This window comes from Enterobacter sp. 22466, from assembly GCF_052044775.1.
Taxonomy (GTDB): domain Bacteria; phylum Pseudomonadota; class Gammaproteobacteria; order Enterobacterales; family Enterobacteriaceae; genus Enterobacter; species Enterobacter dissolvens.
Genome location: NZ_JBQENX010000004.1, coordinates 200486 through 222608, shown reverse-complemented (window position 1 = coordinate 222608; position 22123 = coordinate 200486). Strand labels below are relative to the sequence as shown.

General features: G+C 55.1%; 19 protein-coding genes. 5 read left to right on the top strand and 14 right to left on the bottom strand.

Features of this window, described 5'->3' with window-relative positions:
- Nucleotides 1-542: 542 nt before the first annotated feature.
- From ACTJJI_RS13240 to ACTJJI_RS13185, 12 genes are all read right to left on the bottom strand, one after another.
- Complete coding sequence (locus ACTJJI_RS13240; RefSeq protein WP_008502640.1) at nt 543-1025, bottom strand: Hcp family type VI secretion system effector; 483 nt, start codon at nt 1023-1025, stop codon at nt 543-545.
- Between the two features lie 180 nt (nt 1026-1205).
- Nucleotides 1206-1631, bottom strand: a complete 426-nt coding sequence (locus tag ACTJJI_RS13235; RefSeq protein ID WP_014832324.1) for a T6SS amidase immunity protein Tai4 family protein — start codon at nt 1629-1631, stop codon at nt 1206-1208.
- Nucleotides 1628-2134, bottom strand: coding sequence for a type VI secretion system amidase effector protein Tae4 (locus ACTJJI_RS13230; protein ID WP_014832325.1), 507 nt, complete (start codon nt 2132-2134; stop codon nt 1628-1630). Before ACTJJI_RS13230 ends, ACTJJI_RS13235 begins: the two co-directional genes overlap by 4 nt.
- Before the next feature lie 65 nt (nt 2135-2199).
- Nucleotides 2200-3699, bottom strand: a complete 1500-nt coding sequence (gene tssC, locus ACTJJI_RS13225) for a type VI secretion system contractile sheath large subunit (RefSeq protein WP_014832326.1) — start codon at nt 3697-3699, stop codon at nt 2200-2202.
- 3 nt (nt 3700-3702) lie between these two features.
- On the bottom strand, nt 3703-4227 hold the full coding sequence (gene tssB / locus ACTJJI_RS13220) for a type VI secretion system contractile sheath small subunit (RefSeq protein ID WP_008502644.1): 525 nt from the start codon (nt 4225-4227) through the stop codon (nt 3703-3705).
- 75 nt (nt 4228-4302) lie between these two features.
- A complete protein-coding gene (gene tssA / locus ACTJJI_RS13215) occupies nt 4303-5319 on the bottom strand; it encodes a type VI secretion system protein TssA (protein WP_440654371.1) in 1017 nt (338 codons plus the stop codon).
- Between the two features lie 11 nt (nt 5320-5330).
- Nucleotides 5331-6047, bottom strand: a complete 717-nt coding sequence (gene tagF / locus ACTJJI_RS13210) for a type VI secretion system-associated protein TagF (RefSeq protein WP_013096179.1) — start codon at nt 6045-6047, stop codon at nt 5331-5333.
- 16 nt (nt 6048-6063) lie between these two features.
- Nucleotides 6064-9684, bottom strand: coding sequence for a type VI secretion system membrane subunit TssM (gene tssM / locus ACTJJI_RS13205; RefSeq protein WP_118282841.1), 3621 nt, complete (start codon nt 9682-9684; stop codon nt 6064-6066).
- Between the two features lie 2 nt (nt 9685-9686).
- On the bottom strand, nt 9687-10925 hold the full coding sequence (locus tag ACTJJI_RS13200) for a DotU family type VI secretion system protein (protein ID WP_013096177.1): 1239 nt from the start codon (nt 10923-10925) through the stop codon (nt 9687-9689).
- 17 nt (nt 10926-10942) lie between these two features.
- A complete protein-coding gene (tssK, locus tag ACTJJI_RS13195) occupies nt 10943-12286 on the bottom strand; it encodes a type VI secretion system baseplate subunit TssK (RefSeq protein ID WP_014832329.1) in 1344 nt (447 codons plus the stop codon).
- A 28-nt stretch (nt 12287-12314) separates the two neighbouring features.
- Complete coding sequence (gene tssJ, locus ACTJJI_RS13190; RefSeq protein ID WP_047360874.1) at nt 12315-12818, bottom strand: type VI secretion system lipoprotein TssJ; 504 nt, start codon at nt 12816-12818, stop codon at nt 12315-12317.
- Nucleotides 12819-12841: 23 nt separating this feature from the next.
- Entirely contained in the window at nt 12842-13336 is a 495-nt protein-coding gene (locus tag ACTJJI_RS13185) for a hypothetical protein (protein ID WP_014832331.1), read from the bottom strand.
- Nucleotides 13337-14195: 859 nt separating this feature from the next.
- On the opposite strand from ACTJJI_RS13185, the gene ACTJJI_RS13180 reads away from it, so the two are divergent.
- A complete protein-coding gene (locus ACTJJI_RS13180; RefSeq protein WP_440654367.1) occupies nt 14196-16484 on the top strand; it encodes an FdhF/YdeP family oxidoreductase in 2289 nt (762 codons plus the stop codon).
- Here the strand turns inward: ACTJJI_RS13180 and ACTJJI_RS13175 are convergent.
- Both ACTJJI_RS13175 and ACTJJI_RS13170 read right to left on the bottom strand, forming a co-directional pair.
- Nucleotides 16450-17241 carry a phosphate/phosphite/phosphonate ABC transporter substrate-binding protein gene (locus ACTJJI_RS13175; protein WP_440654365.1) on the bottom strand — a complete coding sequence of 264 codons (792 nt, stop codon included), beginning with the start codon at nt 17239-17241 and terminating at the stop codon, nt 16450-16452. The genes ACTJJI_RS13180 and ACTJJI_RS13175 overlap by 35 nt on opposite strands.
- Nucleotides 17234-18205 carry a fatty acid desaturase gene (locus tag ACTJJI_RS13170; RefSeq protein WP_440654363.1) on the bottom strand — a complete coding sequence of 324 codons (972 nt, stop codon included), beginning with the start codon at nt 18203-18205 and terminating at the stop codon, nt 17234-17236. Before ACTJJI_RS13170 ends, ACTJJI_RS13175 begins: the two co-directional genes overlap by 8 nt.
- Before the next feature lie 164 nt (nt 18206-18369).
- Here ACTJJI_RS13170 and ACTJJI_RS13165 point away from each other — a divergent pair, with 164 nt between their 5' ends.
- The 4 genes from ACTJJI_RS13165 (at nt 18370) to ACTJJI_RS13150 (ending at nt 22091) form a co-directional block, all read left to right on the top strand.
- The gene (locus tag ACTJJI_RS13165) at nt 18370-19350 is read left to right on the top strand and encodes a GlxA family transcriptional regulator (RefSeq protein WP_063427063.1); all 981 of its coding nucleotides are present in this window, start codon (nt 18370-18372) and stop codon (nt 19348-19350) included.
- 78 nt (nt 19351-19428) lie between these two features.
- Nucleotides 19429-20439 carry a type I glyceraldehyde-3-phosphate dehydrogenase gene (gene gap, locus ACTJJI_RS13160; protein ID WP_270783776.1) on the top strand — a complete coding sequence of 337 codons (1011 nt, stop codon included), beginning with the start codon at nt 19429-19431 and terminating at the stop codon, nt 20437-20439.
- Between the two features lie 257 nt (nt 20440-20696).
- Nucleotides 20697-21401 (top strand): hypothetical protein, encoded by a 705-nt coding sequence (locus ACTJJI_RS13155; RefSeq protein ID WP_440654360.1) that lies wholly within the window; start codon nt 20697-20699, stop codon nt 21399-21401.
- 210 nt (nt 21402-21611) lie between these two features.
- Nucleotides 21612-22091, top strand: coding sequence for an Hcp family type VI secretion system effector (locus tag ACTJJI_RS13150; protein WP_050860369.1), 480 nt, complete (start codon nt 21612-21614; stop codon nt 22089-22091).
- Nucleotides 22092-22123: the final 32 nt, after the last annotated feature.

Here is a 22123-nt window from a genome sequence, read left to right as displayed (position 1 = left end):
ATGGAGTTGAATTAGCATCCAGACGTTGACACTTTCTTAAAAAACGCCAACATTTGAAAACTTACTTATTCTATTTTAGCTAGCGACAATTCACCTGTAGCATTTAAATTGAGAATAACACGAGTCGAATATCGAAGATCCATATTGATTGCCATTTCTCGACTTTAATACCACATCATACTTACTTGACTGCCAGTCCACTTTATCCCAGCGTAGACACTCTTCTGATTTTGAAGGCTGGGAGGAAATGCCCCCTGGAGAGAAAATTGTTTTCCATCCGTTACCTACACGTCGGGATATCGAAGGCTCGTAAACTCACACAGGCTCAATGATCCAGGTGTCATTCGAAACACCAAAACAGGGAGCATTTTTTCTACCTTAACAGTTTAACAGTTAAACTCTGAAACTGTGCAGGATGGGATATACAAGCGCTACACGAGAATACAAGAGGTATAACCGCTAACGCTCTTTCCATTGCAAATACACGCCGGATAATGAACCAATCATAAAGACCGGGGAAAACTCCCCGGCCAGATACGCAATTACGCTTCTTTGTTCTCTTTGATGTTCCAGCCAGCGCTGCTTTCAGCACCTTTACCACCAGAGGTGGTCTGCTCCCAGTACTGCTGTTTCACTTTCGCAGCCTGGAATGCATAGGTCACACCAACGGTATCGCCGTTGTCTGCACCGGTGTACTGAACAGACGTTACCAGAACGTCTTCCAGCGTGATGCGGGAATATTCCACCTGCTGGCCACCGGCTTTACAGACGGACAGCTCAACTTTGGTCAGGTGTTTACCGCTGGCGCAGTGTTTCAGGATTGCTGTAGTGGATTTGTCGATCAGAGCGTTAACGTGCAGATCGTTAAAGTTAACTTTACCGGCACCGCCGCCACCGCCAACGCTCATATTACCTGGCTGGGAAGCGCCCCAGGAGAAGGAGGTAATATCAGTCCAGCCGGTGTGGTTAGAATCTTTAGATTCGCCCGTAACACCCTCGACCTTCAGAAACATATCAATAGCCATAATATCTACTCTTCGTGGATGAACATTATTGCTTTCGAAAAAGCACTTATATGGCAAACAGGAAAGCATGGGGCTGAATAAAACCGTCCATATTTTACCTCTGCCTCATATCAAATGACCCGTGTCATTTGACAGTCTTACATTCCCCCTGAATGAAAGGAAAGAATGTGAAGTCTTTTACTACTGCGGGTTATCCTGAATCCAGGTACGATCAGGATTTCCGATAATTAATTGAGGGGCAAGTTTATTAAGTTCGTCACTATAATAAAGTCGCAGGCAGTTTAAGGTCACACCTTGTACTGCTGGTTTTCTCTCAGAATGGAAGGCATTAGTTGCGCCCTTGTATTTATTAATGAGAGCGTTAATTTTGTCATTACCATTCTCAATATCGAAAGGCACCCATTCCAGTAATGCATTACTGCTTCGAGCTGCATCCAGAGAAAACTGGCTTTTATCATCAGACACTTGTGCCAGACAGCGAGAAAAAACAACATCTTTAATAACTTGCTTATAAGGCAACTTTTTGACAAATAATACCGGATCGTCAGTTGCATAAACAGAGGCGGAACTGGTAAACAACAATAGACTGGCAATTATTTTTTTCATGGCAACTCCCAAAAATTGGCTTTGGTCGTCGTATAATTTGTATCCGGCGCATTGAAATAACAGTGATCCGAACAGGTTAAACCATTCCAGAATGTGGCATGACCAGCGGCATCATTCCAGCCCTGTATCTCAAATAGAATTACGCCCTTTTTATTGGCTAATTGCTGAACGGGTATGGAAGGATAACTCACGATCATGTCAGGTTTACCCCACTGGCGCGTCAACCAGGCAATGACATCTTTTACGCGGTAGAAGTACCATTTATTATCAGCACCGGATACAGTGAGATTTGCAATACGCGGAACGGGATGCCCGGTATAGTTCAGAACATAACTCATGCGAACGGCACAACTGTTTGACCAACCGCCCTTATCTTCGGGTATTTCGAAGTTATGCTTAACCTTGCCGCCGATAACGTTCTTAACTTTGCCGATAGAATCATTTGCATCGTAAATACGTGTTGCCGCCGCCCAGGCAGCAACAAACGAAGGTCTCGCTGTCATATTTCCTCTCAAATATCCATGCTATAAAGCCAGCGCCGGGCATGGCTTCCCGGCGGCAATTATCATTACGCGTCTTTCGTCTTCAGCGACGGCAGTTTAGATACCAGACGCAGAGAAACAGTCAGACCTTCCAGCTGGTAGTGCGGACGCAGGAAGAACTTCGCGGCGTAGTAGCCCGGGTTGTCTTCAATCTCCTGCACCTGCACTTCTGCAGCGGCCAGCGGCTTGCGGGACTTGGTCTCCTGAGAGGAGTTGGCCGGGTCACCGTCCACGTAGTTCATGACCCAGTCGTTCAGCCAGCGTTCCATCTCTTCGCGCTCGCGGAAGGAGCCGATTTTGTCACGCACGATGCACTTCAGGTAATGCGCAAAGCGGCAGCAGGCGAACAGGTACGGCAGACGGGAGGCCAGACGCGCGTTGGCGGTGGCATCCGGGTCATGGTACTCGGCCGGTTTTTGCAGCGACTGCGCGCCGATAAAGGCAGCAAAGTCGGAGTTTTTGCGGTGAACCAGCGGCATAAAGCCGTTTTTCGCCAGCTCGGCTTCACGACGGTCGCTGATAGCGATCTCGGTCGGACATTTCATGTCCACACCGCCGTCATCGCTCGGGAAGGTGTGGCACGGCAGGTTTTCGACCGCCCCGCCGGACTCCACGCCGCGAATCGAGGTGCACCAGCCGTACTCTTTGAAGGAGCGGTTGATGTTAGCGGCCATCGCGTAAGCGGCGTTCGCCCAGGCGTAGCTGTTGTGGTTCGCGCCGTCAGTCTGCTCTTCAAAGTCAAAGCTGTCGACCGGGTTAGTACGAATGCCGTAAGGCAGACGCGACAGGAAGCGCGGCATCACCAGGCCCAGATAGCGGGCATCTTCCGATTCACGCAGTGAACGCCAGGCGGCGTATTCGGTGTTCTGGAAGATTTTGGTCAGATCGCGCGGGTTAGCCAGCTCCTGCCAGGACTCCATCTGCATCACGCCCGGTGCGGTACCGGTGATGAACGGACAGTGGGCCGCAGAGCCGATGCGCGCCATTTCACCCAGCAGTTCAACGTCCTGCGGGCTGTGGTCAAAGTAATAGTCGCCAACGATGCAGCCAAACGGCTCACCACCAAACTGACCGTACTCCTGCTCGTAGATTTTCTTGAAGATCGGGCTCTGATCCCAGCCCACACCCTTATAGCGTTTCAGGGTGCGGCCCAGCTCCTGCTTGGAGATGCTCATAAAGCGGATCTTCAGCATCTCGTCGGTTTCAGTGTTGTTCACCAGATAGCTCAGACCGCGCCAGGCGCTTTCCAGCTTCTGGAACTCGTCGTGGTGAATGATCTGATTCACCTGCTGAGACAGCTGTTCGTCGATACCGGCGATCAGGTTCTGGATGGTGCGATAGGTGTCGTTGGAGAAAGTAACGGTATTTTCCAGCGCCTGCTGCGCCAGAGTTTTTACCGCGCTCTCAACGGCGGAACGCGCCTGGTCAGTTTTAGGGCGGAATTCTTTGTTCAGCAGCGCGCTGAACTCGTCCTGACTGAACGCCTGACCTGCCTGCTGCTCGTGTTGTTGAGTCTGGTTGCTCATCGATTACTCCTCGCTACCTTTCGCACTTTCGTCATTTTTCGGCAACTGGCTCAGGGATTTGAGCAGCGTCGGATCCTGCAGAATTTTAGCGATCAGCTCTTCCGCGCCGTTTTTACCGTCCATGTAGGTCAGCAGATTGGAAAGCTGAGTACGCGCTTCCAGCAGCTTGTTCAGCGGTTCAACCTTGCGGGCCACCGCATCCGGCAGGAAGTCGTCCATGCTGTCGAAGGTCAGATCGACGTTGAGCTTGCCTTCGCCGGTCAGGGTGTTGTCCACCTGGAACGCCACACGTGGCTTAAGCGCCTTCATGCGTTCGTCAAAGTTATCGATGTCGATTTCGAGGAATTTACGCTCATCGACGGCCGGCAGATTTTCCACCGGTTTGCCGACCAGATCGGCCATAACGCCCATCACGAACGGCAGCTGAATTTTACGTTCTGCACCGTAGATCTCTACGTCGTACTCGATCTGCACGCGGGGGGCACGGTTACGTGCGATAAATTTCTGCCCACTGTTACTCATTGCCATGATGTTCTCCATCAAAGATGCGCGGTGAAGGTGAAACGACAAGCTCCGTGCCTGTCGTCATAATGCCTGGACGCGTTATTCGCGGCGTCCAAAGATGTTTTCCAGTTGGTTAACGCCGTCTGGCGCCAGGTCGCGAATAATGTCCATAAAGTTAAGTTCTGACAGCCGCTGCACCCGTTCAATCATCAGCGGTGCAGGGTGGCTCGGTTCGTACTGCGCAAAATACTGTTTCGCTTTCTCCAGCATCAACTGGGCGTCGGCGCGACTGGTGACCTGCACGCTGCGCCAGTCGGTGACCTGCTGCACGGGTTGTGTTGCCACCGTCTGCGGCTCAGCGTGGTGTTCGGCCTGTGCATCCCGATTGGGCAGCAGCTTGCTGATGTCAGTCACCTGACAGGCGCTGGCGACCAGCCCCACGGTTTTCAGCAACTGCTCCATTTCTGGTACGCCGCTTTCACCAAGGTAACCGCTGAGCAGATCGCGAATGGCCAGCAGCCTTTCATTAATCAGGATGACGGCCTGTGTACCTGGCTGGTCGCCGCGCGCCAGTTCGTCAATCAGTCTTGGGCGGCCGCCGGGATAATCCGGGCATTCGGTTTTGCTGCCATCCAGCAATGCCTGCGCGTCACGCAGCGAAATTTCATCGCCGTTTGAACGCAGCAGCGAGGCGTTACGCAGCGCGACGGTCAGGTCTGATTTATCGCTCAGCGCGGCAAGGGCGTTAATGCGATAGAACGGGTCCGTTTCGCCATACTCCTCCAGCAGTGGATAGAGCGGCTCCCAGTAGCGGGTTATCGCCTCCTGCACCAGCAGCAGGCCGTCCGCGTAGCCCGGCAGCCCACGACGTCGGGTCCAGGCGTGGGTTAACGCCAGCATGACGCGAAGATCTTTGGTGCGCCCCAGCAGGCTGGTGGCGAGTTTTTCTACCGTATTCCAGTCAGCGGGTTCGGCGGGAATGATCGTGTCGCCGAACTGCTGTTCCGCTTTACCCTGGCTTGCCTGTCCCATAGCCTGAAAATCGGCGTCGTACTCAAGGTTGTCGCCGCAGGGTTTTTCGGGGCTTATCGGCGCGATAAATTCTTCGATATTCATGTGATCCCTGCTTATTCAAACATAGGCGGATAAAGACCGTGACGGCCCGGGCGGGCGCCGCCGGCCGGATCGAACAGCAGCGTAAAGAGCTGCCCGGTGAAGTTTCCGCTGTGGACGTGGGTGTAGAGCGGGTAGCCGTCGCATCGGTTGGTCCACCAGTAGCTGGTCTGACGAAGCGGGTCAAAACACTCCGCCGCCTGAGGCCAGCCCAGCGTGCTCTGGCCGTCTTCGTCATAACCAATCACATCGAGGATGTCGGAACGCTTTTGCGGCTCGACGGGCTGCGGCGCCGGAATGGACATCAGCATCTCATCCAGCTGCGAGGCGGAAAAACTGTTGCGCACCGCATGCAGCCCGAGACGGCCAATCTGCTGATACCAGCTTTCAGCCTGGCTGAGCAGGTTGGTGGACCACTCTGACGGGGCGAAACTGAGCTGAATGCAGATCGGGTACTGTCGGCCCACGCTGTCGCGGCCCGGCAGCAGGCAACCCATCTGGATCATCTGGCTGCCCAGCATCGGCGGGACAACAAAGTTCCACACCGGCGCCTTGTTAAACTGGCGTTCGCCGCTGCGCTGCTCTTCCTGTTGCCAGGCCAGCAGGCCGACCTGAAACCAGTGCGACCACTGACGCTGAAGGGTGTCAGGAAAGCGACGCTGCAAAAAATCTCCGGCGCTGGGTAATTTGCCATACCAGCTGTAGCGGTTCATCGCAGGGGTATTCGTCATACGGCTGTCCTTGCGGTTATGGGCATGAGAAACGAGGAAGCTGGAACGGATTGCGAATGCTGTTCGGCGCAAACTCCAGCGTGACCTGATGGCCATCGACGTTGAACGTGGCCTGACGGCTCAGACTACCTGCCCCAGGGCTGGTGCGCGCTTTATCGAAGAAGCGGTTCAGCGCCCAGGCGCCGTTGGTCACCAGCGTCGCGGTGCTGCCGTTGGCCAGCCCCAGCTGCATACGCACCTGGTTGGTGCCGCCCGGCCCAGGCCAGTTCATGATCTGCACCGCCTGTGGACCGTGGCTGTAACGCAGCAGCTGACCGTCAACGTCCAGCGTCAGGTTAAGAATGGTGTTATCCATGCGCACGGTACGCACCGTCACCTTGAAAGACGGCGTCGTTGCACCGTTAGCAAAGAAGGCATCGCGAATGGACTGCGCCTGCTGGAACGGGCGCAGCAGTCCTTCACTTCCCGGTAACGTTTTCCCGTCGATCCCCGGCATAAAGCGCCAGTTCGCCTGAGTGGTATCCACTTTGTTGGTCAGGTTGTCGCGAAAGAAGGTGTCCATCAGCCCGGTACCCGGCGCAAACATGCGTGCCAGATCGTCCGGTGTCACCTCGGTGCTGGCGCTGCGCACCAGCGGGTAGCGACCAGCAATTGCCTGACGGCAGAAACCGCCCACTTCAACGTTAATGCGCTTACGGACGTTTTCCAGATCGCGACGCTGGGTATCACTGCTGGCCCCCACCGCCATGTTGCTGAACATGGTTTGCAGCCCGCCCGGCAGACGCCCGGCGCTGGCCTGCAGACGGCTGATTGCTTCACCGCCCGGGGCTGGCATGCCGCTGTTGGCAGCGTCCTGCACCGCGGTCAGGTAACGATACAGCTCATCCACCTGCTTGAGGAAATCATCAAAGACGATGGTCTTGCCGCCCTTCTCCAGCGGCTGAGCCAGCTCGATCATCGGCGCGTAGTGGTCGGTCACCAGCTGTTCAGGTGCCTGCGTCACTACTGCCCCCTGCGTCGGGGCATTGTCGTTATTGCTGAACAGCGCTTCGAGGGTACGGGTGGCGCGGTTGCTCTGGTCTTGCGCTTTCCCCGCGTCCTCCGGCGCTGGCGCGTTGCGCGACAGCGTCAGCACCTGGCTCAGGTTCTGCACCAGACGGCGCAGCGGCGAGTTTGCGCCGGAGAGCAGGCGCGCCGTGTTGATGCGCTGCGAGAGATCGGCGCTGTTGTTAAGCTGAATGTCGGCGAGGAAACGATCCCAGTTTGCGATAAAGTCGCGCATGTAAAGCTGACGCACGGCGTTATCGATCTGCTGTTTGTCTTCCCCGGAGGTGGTGGCGCCCAGCACCCAGGCATCGTCTTCGTGCAGCGCCGTGGTCACGCTGTCAATCTGGCTGTTAAAGCTCTTCCAGTAGCCGTCCGGGGTATAGAGCCCCGGCACGCCTTCGCTCACCGGTTTGCCGCTTTTGCGGGAGAACACCAGTTCGCTCTGCGGGCCGCCCAGGTCGGACAGGGAGACCGGCTTCAGGTTCTCGTCATGCTCCAGTAGACGCTTCAGACGCCCATACACGCGGGTGGAGAGCGGCTGCTGGTTGATGAGCGCCCTCTCGCGGGCCACCAGCCCTTCATCCTGCGCATACGGCGAAGCCTGAATTTTTGGTTCCAGCAGTTGCGTCAGGTGCCACTCCAGCTGTTGCAGCTGCGCCTGCGTCACGTTCTGCGGCAGATTACGCTGCAAATTGAGCATCACCCAGGAGTGCAGGAATTTGCCGTCGTAGTGTTTCGGCTGATACAGCATCTGATAGGCTTTCAGCGCCTCGTAGCTGTATTCCACATCGCTGCCGTTGTCGTTGCGCAGCCAGGTGGTGATATGCATCGCCACGGCGGGCAGCAGCATCTGGTCCAGCGCTTTTTGGTACAGCGACTGAGAAGCATCGCTGACGTCATCCCCGCGATACAGCCCCATACGGCGGGAGACCGGCGGGTCGTTGACATCGAAGGCCTCGCTTTTCGGCAGATCGACCAGGCTGTTCAGCAGCGGCAGGAGCGCGAACAGATCGCGCTGAGGCTGATTCTGTAACGCTTTACTCTGCTGCTCCAGTTGCGGGACTTTAGCGTCCACCTCTTCCAGATAGGCCTTATTCTTCGCATAGCTGGTCAGCCACAGTCCGCCGAGGATCACCAGCAGCGCCAGCAGTGCCGCGTACCCGGACCAGATCACCGCGCGGTTGCGCAGTTCCCACCAGCGGTTTTCGCCGGCGATGCCCGCTTCCTGGAAAATGACGTTCTGCAGCAGGTTCTTGATAAAGAAACTCTGCCCTTTCGCTCCCGGGATCGGCGCCTCTTTACTGACCGAATCCCACTTCTCTGCCTCTGCCCCTTCCGGCAGTGACAGGGCGCGGTTCAGTTCACCCATGACGCGATCGAACGGCATGCCTTCCTGGGTGCCGCTGGCGAAGTATATTCCGCGTGGGGAGAACTCGGTCTCAAAGTTAGAGCGGGCAAAGACCGTGCTCAGGTAGTCTGCCAGCAGCGGGCGCAGCGCCGCGAACTCCTGCGGGAAGAGATACGCTTCGGCACGGGTTTTGGCGTCATGCTCTTTCAGCATGGTCTCCGGCAGCCCGGCGTCGAGACGCTGCTGCAACAGCGAGAACTCCTGATGGAAGTTACCCATCAGGTCAAAATCGGCGTGTTTGGTCTGTTCCCACGGCAGGGTGAAGCCCCAAATCTGGTCGCGCTGCGCTTTGTCGTAGTCAGCAAACCAGGCGCGGAAGCCTTTAAGCAGGTCCGCCTTGGTCACCATCACGTAAACCGGGAAGCGGATACCCAGCTGTTCATGCAGCTCAGACAGCCGCTGGCGCAGGTTAACCGCCTGCTGGCGCGCCGCCTCCGGTGAGAGCGTCAGCAGATCGGAAATGCTGATGGTGATAATGACGCCGTTGATAGGCTGGCGGCGGCGATACTTACGCAGCAGGCCGATAAATTCCAGCCACTCTCCGGCATCCTGAACCTGCTCGCTCTCCTGGGTGGTGTAGCGCCCCGCGGTGTCCAGCAGGACAGCTTCGTTCGTGAACCACCAGTCGCAGTTGCGCGTGCCGCCAATGCCGCGCAGAGCGGTTTTACCGAAGCGATCCGCCAGCGGGAATTGCAGGCCGGAATTGACCAGCGCCGTGGTTTTACCGGCGCCCGGTGCGCCGATAATGACGTACCAGGGCAGTTGGTAGAGATATTGCGTACTGAAGCGCTGCGTCCACTGGGCACCGTGTCCCGCTTTGCTGAAGTGGGCTTTCTTCAGCATTTGCGCCGCTTCATCAAAACGTCCGGCGAGGATCTGCTCCTCGCTGTTCAGCCGCTTCTGGGGATCGGCCGCGTCCGGTTTGGTGGTATTTTCATTGAGCTTGTCCATCAGCTTGCGGTTCAGCCAGGCGTTGTACAGCCGCGGCAGAATATGCCCCTGCGCCCAGAGCAGATAAACCACCGCAATACTGATGATGCGGTTTTGTTCAGATTCGAGCGGGCGGGTATCCACGATGGATAACAGCGGACCAATCATCCAGATCACCGCCGACAGCGCGGTAACGCCCAGGAAGCTCCACAGAATGCGATTGGTCAGTATGGAAAGAAGAGTCGTCAGCATCCTTAGTTTCCTTGCGGCAATCCGTTCAGCTCAGCCTGCGTATTTTCAGGCGACACCAGCAGAGTTATTTCCACACGGCGGTTACGGGCGCGGTTTTCAGGCGTATTGTTTGGCGCAACAGGATTGATCTCTCCTCGCCCTTCCGCTTTCACGCGGTCAGGCTGCGAGAGGCTTCCCTGCAGCATTTTTTGCACGGACCGGGCGCGATCCAAAGAGAGTTCATAGTTGGAGGCGAAGCGCGCGCTGCGAATTGGCACGTTATCGCTGTAGCCCACCACCAGAATTTTGCCGCTGACGTTGTTCATTGCCTGGGCAATCCGGTTGATAACCGGCTCATAGCGGTCACGCACCACGGTAGAAGCAGAAGCGAACAGACCGTCTCCTTTCAGGATCACCACGCTGCGATCCGCTTCGTCCTTCACCGCCACCAGACCGGCATCGATTTCCGGCTTCAGGAAGCCACGCAGGTTGAGCACCGCAGGCAGTTGACGCGCAGGTTGCTGAATGGTGGTTTCAGGCAGTTGAGACTGGTAAATCTTCGCCAGCACCGGGTTGGTGTTGTCGCCAAGACGCCAGTTGAGAATGATGTAGAACAGGCAGGCGATAAACCCGGCCAGCGCGACACAGGCCCACAGCGGCACCATCGGCCGCCACAGCTTGCGCAGCACCGGACGATCTTCCGGGTGTGGAGAGAGCGGTGCCGGATAGCTGCCGCGCACGCCGCGGATCATCTGCCACAGCCGCTGCTTGATGGTTTCAAGCTGGGTGCGACCATTATCCAGAACCCGATAGCGGCCTTCGAAACCGAGCAGCAGGCAGTAGTTGATCATCTCCAGCAGGAGGATATGTTCACGCGGGTTCTGCGACAAACGCGCCAGCAGCTGGAAGAACTTTTCGCCCCCCCAGGTTTCGTTGTGAAACGTGACCAGCAGACCATTGCTTGACCAGACACCGCTGCTGCCCCAGGGGGTCAGCGCCGCGGCTTCATCCAGCGCCGTACAGAGGCAATAGCGCGCCCCGACGATCACCTCATACGCCAGCCCTGCCTGCTGGCAGCGGACTTCGAAACGGCGAATCTCGTCGATCAGACGCTGGCGCAGCGCCACCTGATCGTCATGAGACACCGAATGACGGATTTGCGGAATCGCGTTGAGCAGCGGATTGGCGGCCGCCACCAGCTGATTGTTGCTACTGGCTCCGGTAAACGCGGCATCACTGCCGGTATCCTGTCGTTCCTGCATATTAAGCGCTCGCTTTATTATTCAGTCGGGCTACGGATGGCCCAAAACTCCATATCAAGACCCGGGAACTCCCCTGCGAGATGCAGGGCGAATGCACCGGACTTATCCATCTCGTGCCACAGCTCACTGCCCTTCTCCAGTTCAAAGTAGCTGTAGCCCGCATGCCATGGGATCTGCGGCGGCGCAACCGGCATGGCGCGCAGCATAATGCCCGGCAGCTGCAGCTGAACCAGATCGCGGATTTTCGACACCGGCGCGACTTTCATCTGGGCAGGGAAATGGGTTTGCAGGTGTTCGCCCGGCACGTTGGCTTTGACCGCCAGGACGAAGCCGAACTCGCGCACCATGCTGGTCTCCGGTACCGTGGCGATGTTCAGCCCATGGGAGCGCTCGTTCAGCGGCAGCTGAATGGCCTGATCTTCCATCACCAGCGACAGCCCCTGACGCAGCATCAGCATCAGCTTGCTGAAGCATCCCGCAAGGTCGTCGTGATCGTAAATCGGCAGCACGCTTTCGGCGGTGCGTTGCGAGGTCCAGGTGGCAAGCTCCGTGGCAAACGGCAGCCAGCTGCGCCAGAGTGTTTCCGGGTGCAGCAGCGGGAGCGTTTTTAAATGGGAGACTTCGCCCAGGTGACGGTTAACCAGCGACAGCAGCGTAAATTCGATCAGCTCGGAGGTGTTAAAGCGGCCAGGCTGGCGCAGACGACCACCAATCTGCTGGCTACGTTGCACCAGCAAGCCGTGCAGATCGTTTACCATGCTGTAGAGTTGCGGGCTGTTGCAGGCGTTCAGCATCGGCGGAATGTAGCTGCTATCCAGACGCACATGGTTGTCGTTGCGCTTTTCCGCGACGAACGCGATGCCAATCGCCGTCCATTCGGCCGTCAGATCTTTTTCCAGCATCAGGGTCAGACGTAAACGGCCAAACTGCACCGTAGCATCCCCCACCGACATGGCGTTATCGTCTTCCACCTCCTGCTCGAAGGCGATGAAACGCGCCAGTGACGCGGGCTCCTCGCTGAAAATAACCTCTTCACGCTCTCCCCGACGTACCGGCAGCGCGAGCACCACCTTTTCATTGGTGAGATTGTCAGGAATTTTCAGCGGGGCCGGGCCGTTACGCCCGTTGCGAACCTGGAAAAAGGTGCCGTCTGGCAGCACACCGCTGCAGTAGCTCAGGGCAATGCAGCCCTGGCGAAGCATCGCTTCGTCCAGTTCAACATCGAGGAAGCCCCAGAGATACGATCGCTGCAGCGCACCCCATTCCCGAACGTGGTTGAGCAGATAACTTTCTGTCCGTTGAAAATGGTGTGGACGCAGGAACATGCCTTCGGTCCAGACGACCTTCTCTGCTTTGCTCATGATGATCGGTTTCCTGTTTTTAAGCGCGTTACTGGCTGATGACCCGGATGCCATTTATGTCGAGAAAGACGTTGGCCTGAAGTTCATCAGATGACCATTTCCAGAACTGGTAGAGATGGTTTTCGCCTGGCACAGGCAGTGGGAGTGAAACACGCCATTTCTTTCCATCCAGCATCTGATACTCGGCCATAACACCGATATAGCGCGCGTCGGGTGAGCTTTGGCCGCTGAGGGTTTTCGAAAGCTGGCCCGGCATCAGGAAGAAAACATCGCTGTTCAGCAGATTCGCGCCAAGCGTGGCTGACGCGTTGTTCTGCAGGGAATAGAAGTCACTGGACATGAAATCCGCATCGGACTTCAACAGCAGCACTCTGACTTTAAGCGGCGCAGAATCATTAATTTGTGGATGAGCCTGAAACTGCAGATTGTAGCGGGAGGGGTCGCTGTGTGAAGACGACGTACAACCACTGACCAGGGCGAAAATCACCGCGTAAAAGACGAACAACAGCTTATGAAAATTTTTATTATTCATAAAAATACGCTCAGAAAAGCCGTTTAGTTCAGGATCCAGGTACCGTTAGCGCTGTCTTTGCAGGCTTTGCTGTTCCCGTCCACGTCGACACAGGTCGCTTTTTTGCGCGTCTTAGGACGAATGGCCTGTTTACGTACGGCTGCTTCATACTGATCGGCTTTGATCACCGCACGCATCGGAACGTAACCAATCAGCTGGTCTTGTCCTTCATCGGCAAGCGCCATCCAGTAGTGTTCAACCTGCCCCAGCACCACGTAGGTTTTTCCGGTTACCAGCGTACTGACAACCTTGCCACCAAAATCAGGGCGGCTCATCAGGGATGCCGGATACATAGCACGGTATGGCTCGTTAACCTGAGTGAACTCAGCAGGAGGCGTGATGGCATGACGGTGGGTTAAGGTGACGCCGTTGACCTGGCTGGTCACGATCGTATCGTCAGTGATCACAGGTTTCTGCGGCGCTTTACAGCCCGCCACCGCCATTACAAACAGAAGTGAAAACAATACGCGCATTTTCATATGCTTTTCCGTAGCGATATTTCGATGATGAGATAAAGGGGATGAAGTTTGACTTAGGTGCTATCGTTAAAATAGCCAGGATATTTTCGGGGCGTTACTATTATTAGGGCATAGCTACCGCACGAGCCCTTCAGAATAAGGCCCAGTGTCTTCCTGACATATTTTGACAAACGGTAAACAAGTTTACATGAGCTTGTCACCAATTCAATATTTCCTTCCTCACAACTGCTGCTTAATGAAGCACCCGACACATTATAGGATTAATCTGAGAAAAAAATCTTACTTACCCTGAATTGTCTTATTATTACCAGAACCTCTAACGCAAACTCATGATTGAAAAGCAAAAAAATCAAAAGAGAACCATTGTCATTAACGCAATACCGCTATTATCGCCACTACCATAATTAGTAGAGTTGCGATTTTTGCGATGCTCAGATGAATATATCTTTCATGAATTATTTGTTGCATTGATAGCGTATCTTTAATACCCATGACTTTTCCGCCGGGAATTAAGACAATTCATAGAGGATGAAAAAAATTAATTTCACGGCGCAAAATAACTTTGCGCATTTTATCCTTTAGGGGGACGATTAACGCGTTCCCGGAACAATTAACAGTTAAGCATGACTACATCATTATTCCCTGCGGTGTTGTTCAATATATCGCCTTCGCCACGTCAGGTCATAACACCGCCAGGGACGCTCCCCTCCTTTTCGTTTGAAATTTTACTGTCACTACACTGTCGCGTTCACGGTGCTATTGCCAGGATATATTATTCACTTGATAAAAATTTGTTATGATTTCTTTAAATTTCTCAGCCGCATACTGCACGACGGGCGGTCTAACAGGGTAACCAGGTATGAATAACAAACGACGTGCCGTTCCCGGCATCCGACATTACGACGGCCCCGCAGGCGGCTGGGGGGCATTAAAAGCGACGGCGATTGCGGTGCGAACCCAGATGGATGCCCTTGATGCCCCCGCCACGCTGCTGCGCACCAACCAGCCCGACGGTTTTGACTGCCCGGGCTGCGCGTGGCCAGATAAAGAGCATAAATCAACGTTCCAGTTCTGCGAGAACGGCGCGAAGGCGGTTACCTGGGAAGCCACCAGCAAACGGGTAACCCCGGAGTTTCTGGCTAATAACAGCGTAACGTCGCTGCTGACAAAATCTGACTTTGAAATTGAAGGGTACGGCCGTCTGACCCATCCCCTGCGCTATGACCGGGCAAGTGACACTTTTCGCCCCGTCGATTGGGAGGAGGCCTTTGAACGCATCGGCGAGGTACTGCGTGGGCTCGAACCAGACCAGGTGGAGTTCTATACCTCCGGACGCGCCTCCAACGAAGCGGCCTGGTTGTTCCAGCTGTTTGCCCGCGAGTACGGGACCAATAATTTCCCTGACTGCTCCAACATGTGTCACGAAGCCACCAGCGTCGGTTTACCGCGCTCCATTGGTATCGGGAAAGGTACCGTCTCGCTGGAGGATTTTGACAAGACGGAGCTGGTGATCTCCATCGGGCATAATCCCGGCACCAACCATCCGCGTATGATGGGCACCCTGCATGAACTGGCCCGCCGCGGCGTGCCGATTATCGTGTTAAACCCGCTGCGCGAGCGCGCGCTGGAACGGTTTGCCGATCCGCAGAGCGTCATTGAGATGGCGACCTACGGATCCACCGACATCGCCTCAACCTACTTCCAGGTTAAAGCCGGTGGCGATGCCGCCGCGCTAAAAGGCATCGCCAAACACCTGCTGCAGATGGAAACCGAGCGCGGCAATGTGCTCGACCGGGCGTTTATCGCCGAACACACGCAGGGCTTTGAAGACTTTGCGGCAGATATTGCGCAAACGAGCTGGGACGCCATTGAGCGCGAATCCGGGCTGAGCCAGGCGGCGCTGAAAAATGTTGCCGATGCCTACGCGAAATCGAACGCCACTATCATTACTTACGGCATGGGCATTACGCAGCATAATAAAGGGACCTCCAACGTCCGTCTGATCGCCGATGTGCTGTTGCTGCGCGGCAATATAGGTAAGCCCGGTGCCGGGATCTGCCCGCTGCGCGGACACTCTAACGTTCAGGGGAACCGTACCGTCGGCATTAGCGAGAAACCGTCACCGGCATTTTTGAGCCGTCTGAAGGAGGTCTTCGGTTTTGACCCCCCTTCTCACCACGGGCATGACGCGGTGCAGGCCACCCAGGCCATGATCGACGGCCGCGCCAGAGCGCTTATCTGCCTCGGGGGTAACTTCGCGGTGGCAATGCCCGATCACGAGAACGGCTTCCCGGCGATGAGTAAGCTGGATCTGAGCGTGCACGTCGGTACCAAGCTGAACCGTACACACCTGCTGGTGGGGAAAGAGACCTTCATATTCCCCTGCCTTGGCCGCACGGAGCTTGATGTGCAGGCCAGCGGGCGTCAGTCCATTACCGTGGAAGATTCCATGTCGATGGTTCATGCCTCCTCCGGCAAGCTGAAACCCGCCTCTCCCCTGCTTCGCGCCGAACCGGCCATTGTAGCCGGCATGGCGAAAGCGACCCTCAAGGCCACCCGTGTGGACTGGATGCACCTGGTTGCGGATTACGATCGTATTCGCGATCTGATTGAGCAGACCATTCCGGGCTTTGAGGACTATAACGCGCGGATCCGGGTACCCGGTGGCTTCCGTTTGCCGCTGCCGCCCACGAAACGTATCTGGCCAACGGCAACGGGCAAAGCGATGTTCTCGGTATTTGAAGGGGTCAATGAGAATACCAGCGGTGAAGGCGATAACGTCCTGCGTCTGATCACGCTGCGCAGCCACGACCAGTATAACACCACGATTTATGCCCTCGACGACCGTTATCGGGGCGTCTTTGGCCGTCGCGACGTGTTGTTTATGAATGAAGGCGATATGGAACAGTCAGGACTGGAGCACGGCGACCGGGTAGATATCGAAACCGCCCTGCCGGGCAGCACTCAGCGTCTGGAGGATATCACGGTGGTGGCATACGCCATCGCCCCGGGCTCGGTCGGGGCCTACTATCCTGAGGCCAACGTGCTGGTTCCGCTCGACTATCTGGATAAAGAGAGCGGCACGCCATCGTATAAATCGGTGCCCGTCCGCCTCACCCTGCGCTCGAAAGAGATCCGTCCGCTGTAACCCCGGTTAACACAGACCAGGCCTCGCGCGCCACGACGCTAAACCCGCCGATAAACAGCGCATCACACACGCCCCGGTATTCCGGGGCGCTCACCAGCGTGGTTAGCGCATCGCGGATGGCATGAAGCGTTTCGGGGGTGGTGCCGGGCGCGGTGATTAGCGGCAGTCCTGGCGTGAGGGGCGTCTGGTCAATCACAGCCAGTCCCGCCAGCAGGTTCGGGTCATGCCGCTGCAACAGCGCATAGGTCACGCAGTCGATCGCCGCGATATCCCCTCCTCCACGTTTTACCTCGATCAGCGACTGGCGATGGCTGCCACTGAAGATAACCTCAGAGAACCAGGCGTTTAACGCACGTGACGGCACGCGGTTGCGCAGCGCATTGTAGCCAGACTGGGAATCGGGCGCGTTACATACCACCCGCCGTCCGCGAAAATCAACCAGCGTGCGGTGTTTATCCTCATCACGTACCACCAGAAAACTACGGTAGTGGATGCCTTCGCAGCCCGGTACCCGGTAGTGAAAACAGCCGACGACCTGCACCGCCGGCAACTGTGTCATCAGCGGGTAGCCACAGGTCTGGCTCAGGATAAGATTAGGCTGTTGCCAGTGTGCCGGCAGGTCAGACTCCGGCCAGCCGGGGATAAGATCCTCCACCGGCAGACCACGCGCCACCAGCAGACGCTGGACCGCCTGCCACAGTGCGAGGGTATCATGACGATCCACCGCATACATCGGAAACGCCAGTCGGTTACTCATGACTTTCCTCGTGTTGACGCCAGGGATGTACGGTGACGTCCACCGACGTTTTCCAGAACCGTCGCATCCATTCGCCGTACCCTCTGACCAGAAAACCCTGGTTACGCTCACGGTACGCCTGCTGGTTTTGCAGGTAGATCGTCTTCAGCCCGTACCAGGGCACGCCGGGTAAATCGTGATGTATTGAATGGTAGTTGAGATTCAGAAACAGCATTCGCCAGAACAGCCCGGCTTCGTTAATCACCGAACGCGCCAGCGGGTCATCCGCCGCACGATGTTCCAGAAAAGAGCGTACCTTTGTCAGCGCCAGCGCCGGGTAGCTTACCGCCAGCACAAACCAGAGCGGAGAGAAACCGTTGTGCATCATCCAGGTAAAAAGCAGCGCCAGCAACGCCATATGCACAAGCCACATCACCATCGCCCGCAGTTGAAGATGGCGAAACGCCACCACCGCGCTGCCCAGCGTCTGGAGAATATCCAGCAGCGGCGCCAGCAACAGTCGCCCGGTAAAGGTGTTACGGGCGTGGATCACCCGCTTCTGCCAGGGCGACAATCGCGCCCAGCTCGCCTGCGTAAAGTAGTATGACTCCGGATCATCCACCGGAATGGTCAGATGGTCGTGGCGATGGTGGGCCAGATGAGAATCCCGGTACAGGCCATACGGATACCAGACCGCCAGCGGCAGCGTGCCAAAGAGCTGGTTCAGCCAGGCGAAACGCGTGGGATGGCCGTGGATCAGCTCATGCTGAAGAGACATATACCAGGCGGTAAACCCAATCAGCAGCAGCGTGGCCGGCAGCAGACCGAGGACCTGCCAGAACACCAGTGTCGAGAACCAGCCGCCATAAATAGTGACTATCAACAGCCATGTGGGCAACTCAGTTCGCCAGAGAAACCCCGAGGCGAGGTGGTGAATATGGTCGCGTTGTTGCGGGTGTAAATAGAGGGAGCTTCGTTTACCCATTCCTTCAGAGCCGTTTCGCCAGAGATAATATGCTGACGATCCGGGATAACGCCTGAAATAACAAAGAACTTAAATCACTTTGCTTTGCCAGAAAGGTGCGTTGGGCCTGTTAACGCCCTTGCCCTCCGCTTGACTTCTTTTGTAATAAAGGTATTTTTCAGGACATGAAGAAGATCCTGATTATTGTTCCTGACGGCGGCATGTTGTTTGAAGCCGCCGGCATCGCCGACATTCTGATGCAGGCCAACCGCCTGCACCCGGGAGGCCTTGCGCAGCCCTGCTATCGCATCATCATCGCCACGACCCAGCCGCACCAGGTGATCCACGGCCAGTCCGGCCTGAATCTGCTGGCAGATTATCGCCTGCCGGAGCTGGATCCCCGTGAGCCGCTTGATACCATCATCATTACCGGGCGCGGCATGAACGAGCAGGAAAGTACCGCCGTGGTGGATTGGCTGCATCTTGCCGCACCACATTCGCGGCGGATCGCCTCCATATGCGGAGGTGCGATGCTGCTGGCCCAGACCGGTTTGCTTGACGGGCGTCGGGCGACCACCCACTGGCGACTGCTGGAAACCATGCAAGCGCAGTACCCGTCAATCCACGTCGAAGGTGGCCCGATATACATTCAGGATGGCCCCATCTGGACTTCCGGTGGCGTGAGTTCCGGCTTTGATCTGACCCTGGCGCTGGTGGAAGACGATTATGGCTTCAGCCTCGCGCGCGACGTGGCGCAGGATATGGTGATGTATCTGCGCCGCCCGGGAGGCCAGCTGCAGTTCAGCCGCTATAACCTGTCGCAGTCCGGCTCCTCCGGACCCATCAGCGAGCTGCAAACCTGGATCCTGCAAAACCTGACGGCCGATCTGTGCGTCGAAAAGCTGGCAGAAAAAGTAGCCATGAGCCCGCGCAATTTCACCCGGGTATTCACCCGCGACACGGGGGCGTCTCCGGCACGCTATGTGACCGAAGCGCGCCTTGCCGCAGCCCGACAGTTGCTTGAACAGACCGACGATCCGCTATCCGTTATCGCCGAGAAAAGCGGATTTGGCACCAGCATCAACCTGCGCCGCGTATTTGAAAAACAGCTCCACCTCACACCCGGTGAATACCGTCAGCGTTTTCACTGTCGCAAAATGGCGTAATGTGATCCTTTTTTGTCATTTACGCCATCCGGCCTGAAGCCTACAGTGACTCCAGACAACAGAGATAAGGAGTGCATTATGGTTAAGGTCGGCATTAACGGTTTCGGCCGTATCGGACGTAATTTCCTGCGCGCGGCGCTGGGCAATCCGGACCTGCAGATTGTGGCGATTAACGATCTGACGGACAGCAAAACCCTCGCCCATTTGCTTAAGCATGATTCCCTGCTCGGCACGCTACCGGCACCCGTTGAAGCGGCGGACGGCGCGCTGCAGGTCGACGGTCAGCGCATCACCGTCTTTAGCGAGCGCGATCCGGCGAATATCCCCTGGCGCGATGTCGGCGTTGACGTGGTGATTGAAGCCACCGGTTTCTTCACCGAGCGCGAAAAAGCACTGGTGCATATCTCGCACGGTGGTGCGAAGCGCGTCATCATTTCTGCACCGGGTAAGAATGACGATCTGACGGTGGTGATGGGCGTTAACCACGAGCAGTACGATCCGGCTAAGCATGTGGTGGTGAGCAACGGGAGTTGCACCACGAACGGCCTGGCCCCGGCCGCACAGGTTTTGCATCAGCAATTTGGTATTGAGCATGGCCTGATGAACACCACGCACGCTTATACCAACAGCCAGGCGCTGCATGACCAGCCGGAAAAAGATCTGCGCGGCGCACGAGCGGCCGCCCTGTCAATTGTGCCGTACTCCAGTGGTGCCGCGAAGGCGCTGGGGAAAGTCATCCCGTCTCTGGACGGCAAGCTGACCGGCTATTCCCTGCGCGTACCGGTTCCGGTGGTCTCGATTGTGGACTTGACGGTGACGCTGAGCCGTGACGTTACGGTACAAGAGGTGAACGATGCGTTCCGCAAAGCCGCCGCCAGCGGGCCATTGAAAGGCATTCTGGGATATAGCGATGAACCGTTGGTCTCCAGCGATTATCAGGGCGACCCGCGCTCTTCGATTATTGACGGTCTCTCCACCCTGGTAATTGGCGGTCGGATGGTGAAAATCCTGGCGTGGTATGACAACGAGTGGGGCTTCTCTAATCGCCTGGTGGATCTGGCGGTGCTGATGGATAAGAAAGGGTTGTAAGGTGTAAGCCGGGTGGCGCTTGCGCTTACCCGGCCTACGGATTATGTAACCATCCTCGCAGAATAAATAATACTTGATAAGATTAATTATATTCATCGTTTCCAAATTCATCACATCAATTATATATAACCACCAATTTATTTAGAAAATAAATTGGTGGTTATTCATGCCTTCACTTTTTATAAATGCGAGTGCGATCACTGTCCCCAGTCGACAACGTAGCCCATGATAAACTCTGTACACAACAGGGACAGGCTATGTATTACAGTAAATCGATTATCGAAAAAATAGGGTCCGATAAAGAACTTGCATTAAGGCTTGATCGTGCCGTAGCTGGTGTGAAGGATGGTGCCATAGAATATCTAGATAATCTTGGCGATGCGACAACGCGTTTACTCTATTATACGTCTTGCTTCACTGAAAATTATTTTGATGTATGCAAAAATTTGGCTTCAGAAGACAAAAGGTTCATTCTCGGTATTGTAGAGCTAGTTAAACACAGGGATTTGATATTCCGCATGGTTAAGTTATACATCGAAACAATACTTAAAAACAGAAGCGAAAATGAAAAGAAGACCATACTCGAAAAAGTCATACCCTTCACAACACACTATTCAGTTCAGCAAGCATCCAAATTTAGTTTAATTTATGCTGTTGCAAAATATATATGCTATAGCAATCAAATGAATGCTGCAGTGCAAAGCGCATTGATGAAAAAAGTTGCCGGAAGAACGGGAGGTGCATTTTTAGTGCTTAACGCTTACGCAATGGTCCAACGCGCGGCAGACAGCGCCAATAATCTCAAAAAATTCCTTCCATTATTTTATCATGCATTATATATGGAGAAACTTGAAATGATGTACTTCCTCATCGAACCAGTAGTAATGAAAGCTGGTTACCTGAATATTTACACAGCATCAGATCATGATATTACTAATGCTTTTATAAAAATGGCTCAATAATGAGGGGGGCCATAAAGAAGATTTTTAAACTTCTTCTGGAAGACTTGAAGAATGATTTAAAAGCATATACCGCAATTTTTGTTATTGTGATTCTATCACTGATCCCAGTAACCTTTATTGAAGACGATCAAACAGCAATGCTTATTGTTGGGGCTATAGTAGCAATCGTTTTTTATATGGCCTATTTCTACGAACCTAAAGGATGAATAAATGTCTACACCAGCACATATATGGTTGACAGATGAAAATAACGCGCCTGTTACAGGTGAATGTTTAATGCCCACAAGGCTTGGCTCTACCGAACTAAAATCATTTAACCACTCGGTCTGGATACCGACCTGTTCCAACACGGGTAAATTAACAGGAACACGACTTCATGTCCCCATCACCTTTGAAAAAGAAATCGATCGCATCACACCCTATCTCTTTCGTGCCGTCTGTACAGGTAAAACCTTCAAAACGGCATTAATCAAAATGTATAAAATTGATGACGCCGGTATCGAGCGTGAATATTTCAACATCATCCTGGAAAACGTCAAGGTAACAAGGATATCGCCAGTCTTGCATCCGCTGGGGATTGCAAGTGCCCACCTTGAAGAAGTTGAAATACGTTATGAAGCAATTGAATGGAAATATTGTGACGGGAACATCATGTTCAAAGACACCTGGAATGAGAGAGCGACTGCGTAGAATAATGGACATCTAAAAATTCCCTCTCCCGC

Excerpts from the sequence above, each read along its gene's own strand:
- ACTJJI_RS13240 (WP_008502640.1), bottom strand. The coding sequence starts at position 1,025 with ATGGCTATTGATATGTTTCTGAAGGTCGAGGGTGTTACGGGCGAATCT.
- ACTJJI_RS13235 (WP_014832324.1), bottom strand. The coding sequence starts at position 1,631 with ATGAAAAAAATAATTGCCAGTCTATTGTTGTTTACCAGTTCCGCCTCT.
- ACTJJI_RS13230 (WP_014832325.1), bottom strand. The coding sequence starts at position 2,134 with ATGACAGCGAGACCTTCGTTTGTTGCTGCCTGGGCGGCGGCAACACGT.
- tssC (WP_014832326.1), bottom strand. The coding sequence starts at position 3,699 with ATGAGCAACCAGACTCAACAACACGAGCAGCAGGCAGGTCAGGCGTTC.
- tssB (WP_008502644.1), bottom strand. The coding sequence starts at position 4,227 with ATGGCAATGAGTAACAGTGGGCAGAAATTTATCGCACGTAACCGTGCC.
- tssA (WP_440654371.1), bottom strand. The coding sequence starts at position 5,319 with ATGAATATCGAAGAATTTATCGCGCCGATAAGCCCCGAAAAACCCTGC.
- tagF (WP_013096179.1), bottom strand. The coding sequence starts at position 6,047 with ATGACGAATACCCCTGCGATGAACCGCTACAGCTGGTATGGCAAATTA.
- tssM (WP_118282841.1), bottom strand. The coding sequence starts at position 9,684 with ATGCTGACGACTCTTCTTTCCATACTGACCAATCGCATTCTGTGGAGC.
- ACTJJI_RS13200 (WP_013096177.1), bottom strand. The coding sequence starts at position 10,925 with ATGCAGGAACGACAGGATACCGGCAGTGATGCCGCGTTTACCGGAGCC.
- tssK (WP_014832329.1), bottom strand. The coding sequence starts at position 12,286 with ATGAGCAAAGCAGAGAAGGTCGTCTGGACCGAAGGCATGTTCCTGCGT.
- tssJ (WP_047360874.1), bottom strand. The coding sequence starts at position 12,818 with ATGAATAATAAAAATTTTCATAAGCTGTTGTTCGTCTTTTACGCGGTG.
- ACTJJI_RS13185 (WP_014832331.1), bottom strand. The coding sequence starts at position 13,336 with ATGAAAATGCGCGTATTGTTTTCACTTCTGTTTGTAATGGCGGTGGCG.
- ACTJJI_RS13180 (WP_440654367.1), top strand. The coding sequence starts at position 14,196 with ATGAATAACAAACGACGTGCCGTTCCCGGCATCCGACATTACGACGGC.
- ACTJJI_RS13175 (WP_440654365.1), bottom strand. The coding sequence starts at position 17,241 with ATGAGTAACCGACTGGCGTTTCCGATGTATGCGGTGGATCGTCATGAT.
- ACTJJI_RS13170 (WP_440654363.1), bottom strand. The coding sequence starts at position 18,205 with ATGGGTAAACGAAGCTCCCTCTATTTACACCCGCAACAACGCGACCAT.
- ACTJJI_RS13165 (WP_063427063.1), top strand. The coding sequence starts at position 18,370 with ATGAAGAAGATCCTGATTATTGTTCCTGACGGCGGCATGTTGTTTGAA.
- gap (WP_270783776.1), top strand. The coding sequence starts at position 19,429 with ATGGTTAAGGTCGGCATTAACGGTTTCGGCCGTATCGGACGTAATTTC.
- ACTJJI_RS13155 (WP_440654360.1), top strand. The coding sequence starts at position 20,697 with ATGTATTACAGTAAATCGATTATCGAAAAAATAGGGTCCGATAAAGAA.
- ACTJJI_RS13150 (WP_050860369.1), top strand. The coding sequence starts at position 21,612 with ATGTCTACACCAGCACATATATGGTTGACAGATGAAAATAACGCGCCT.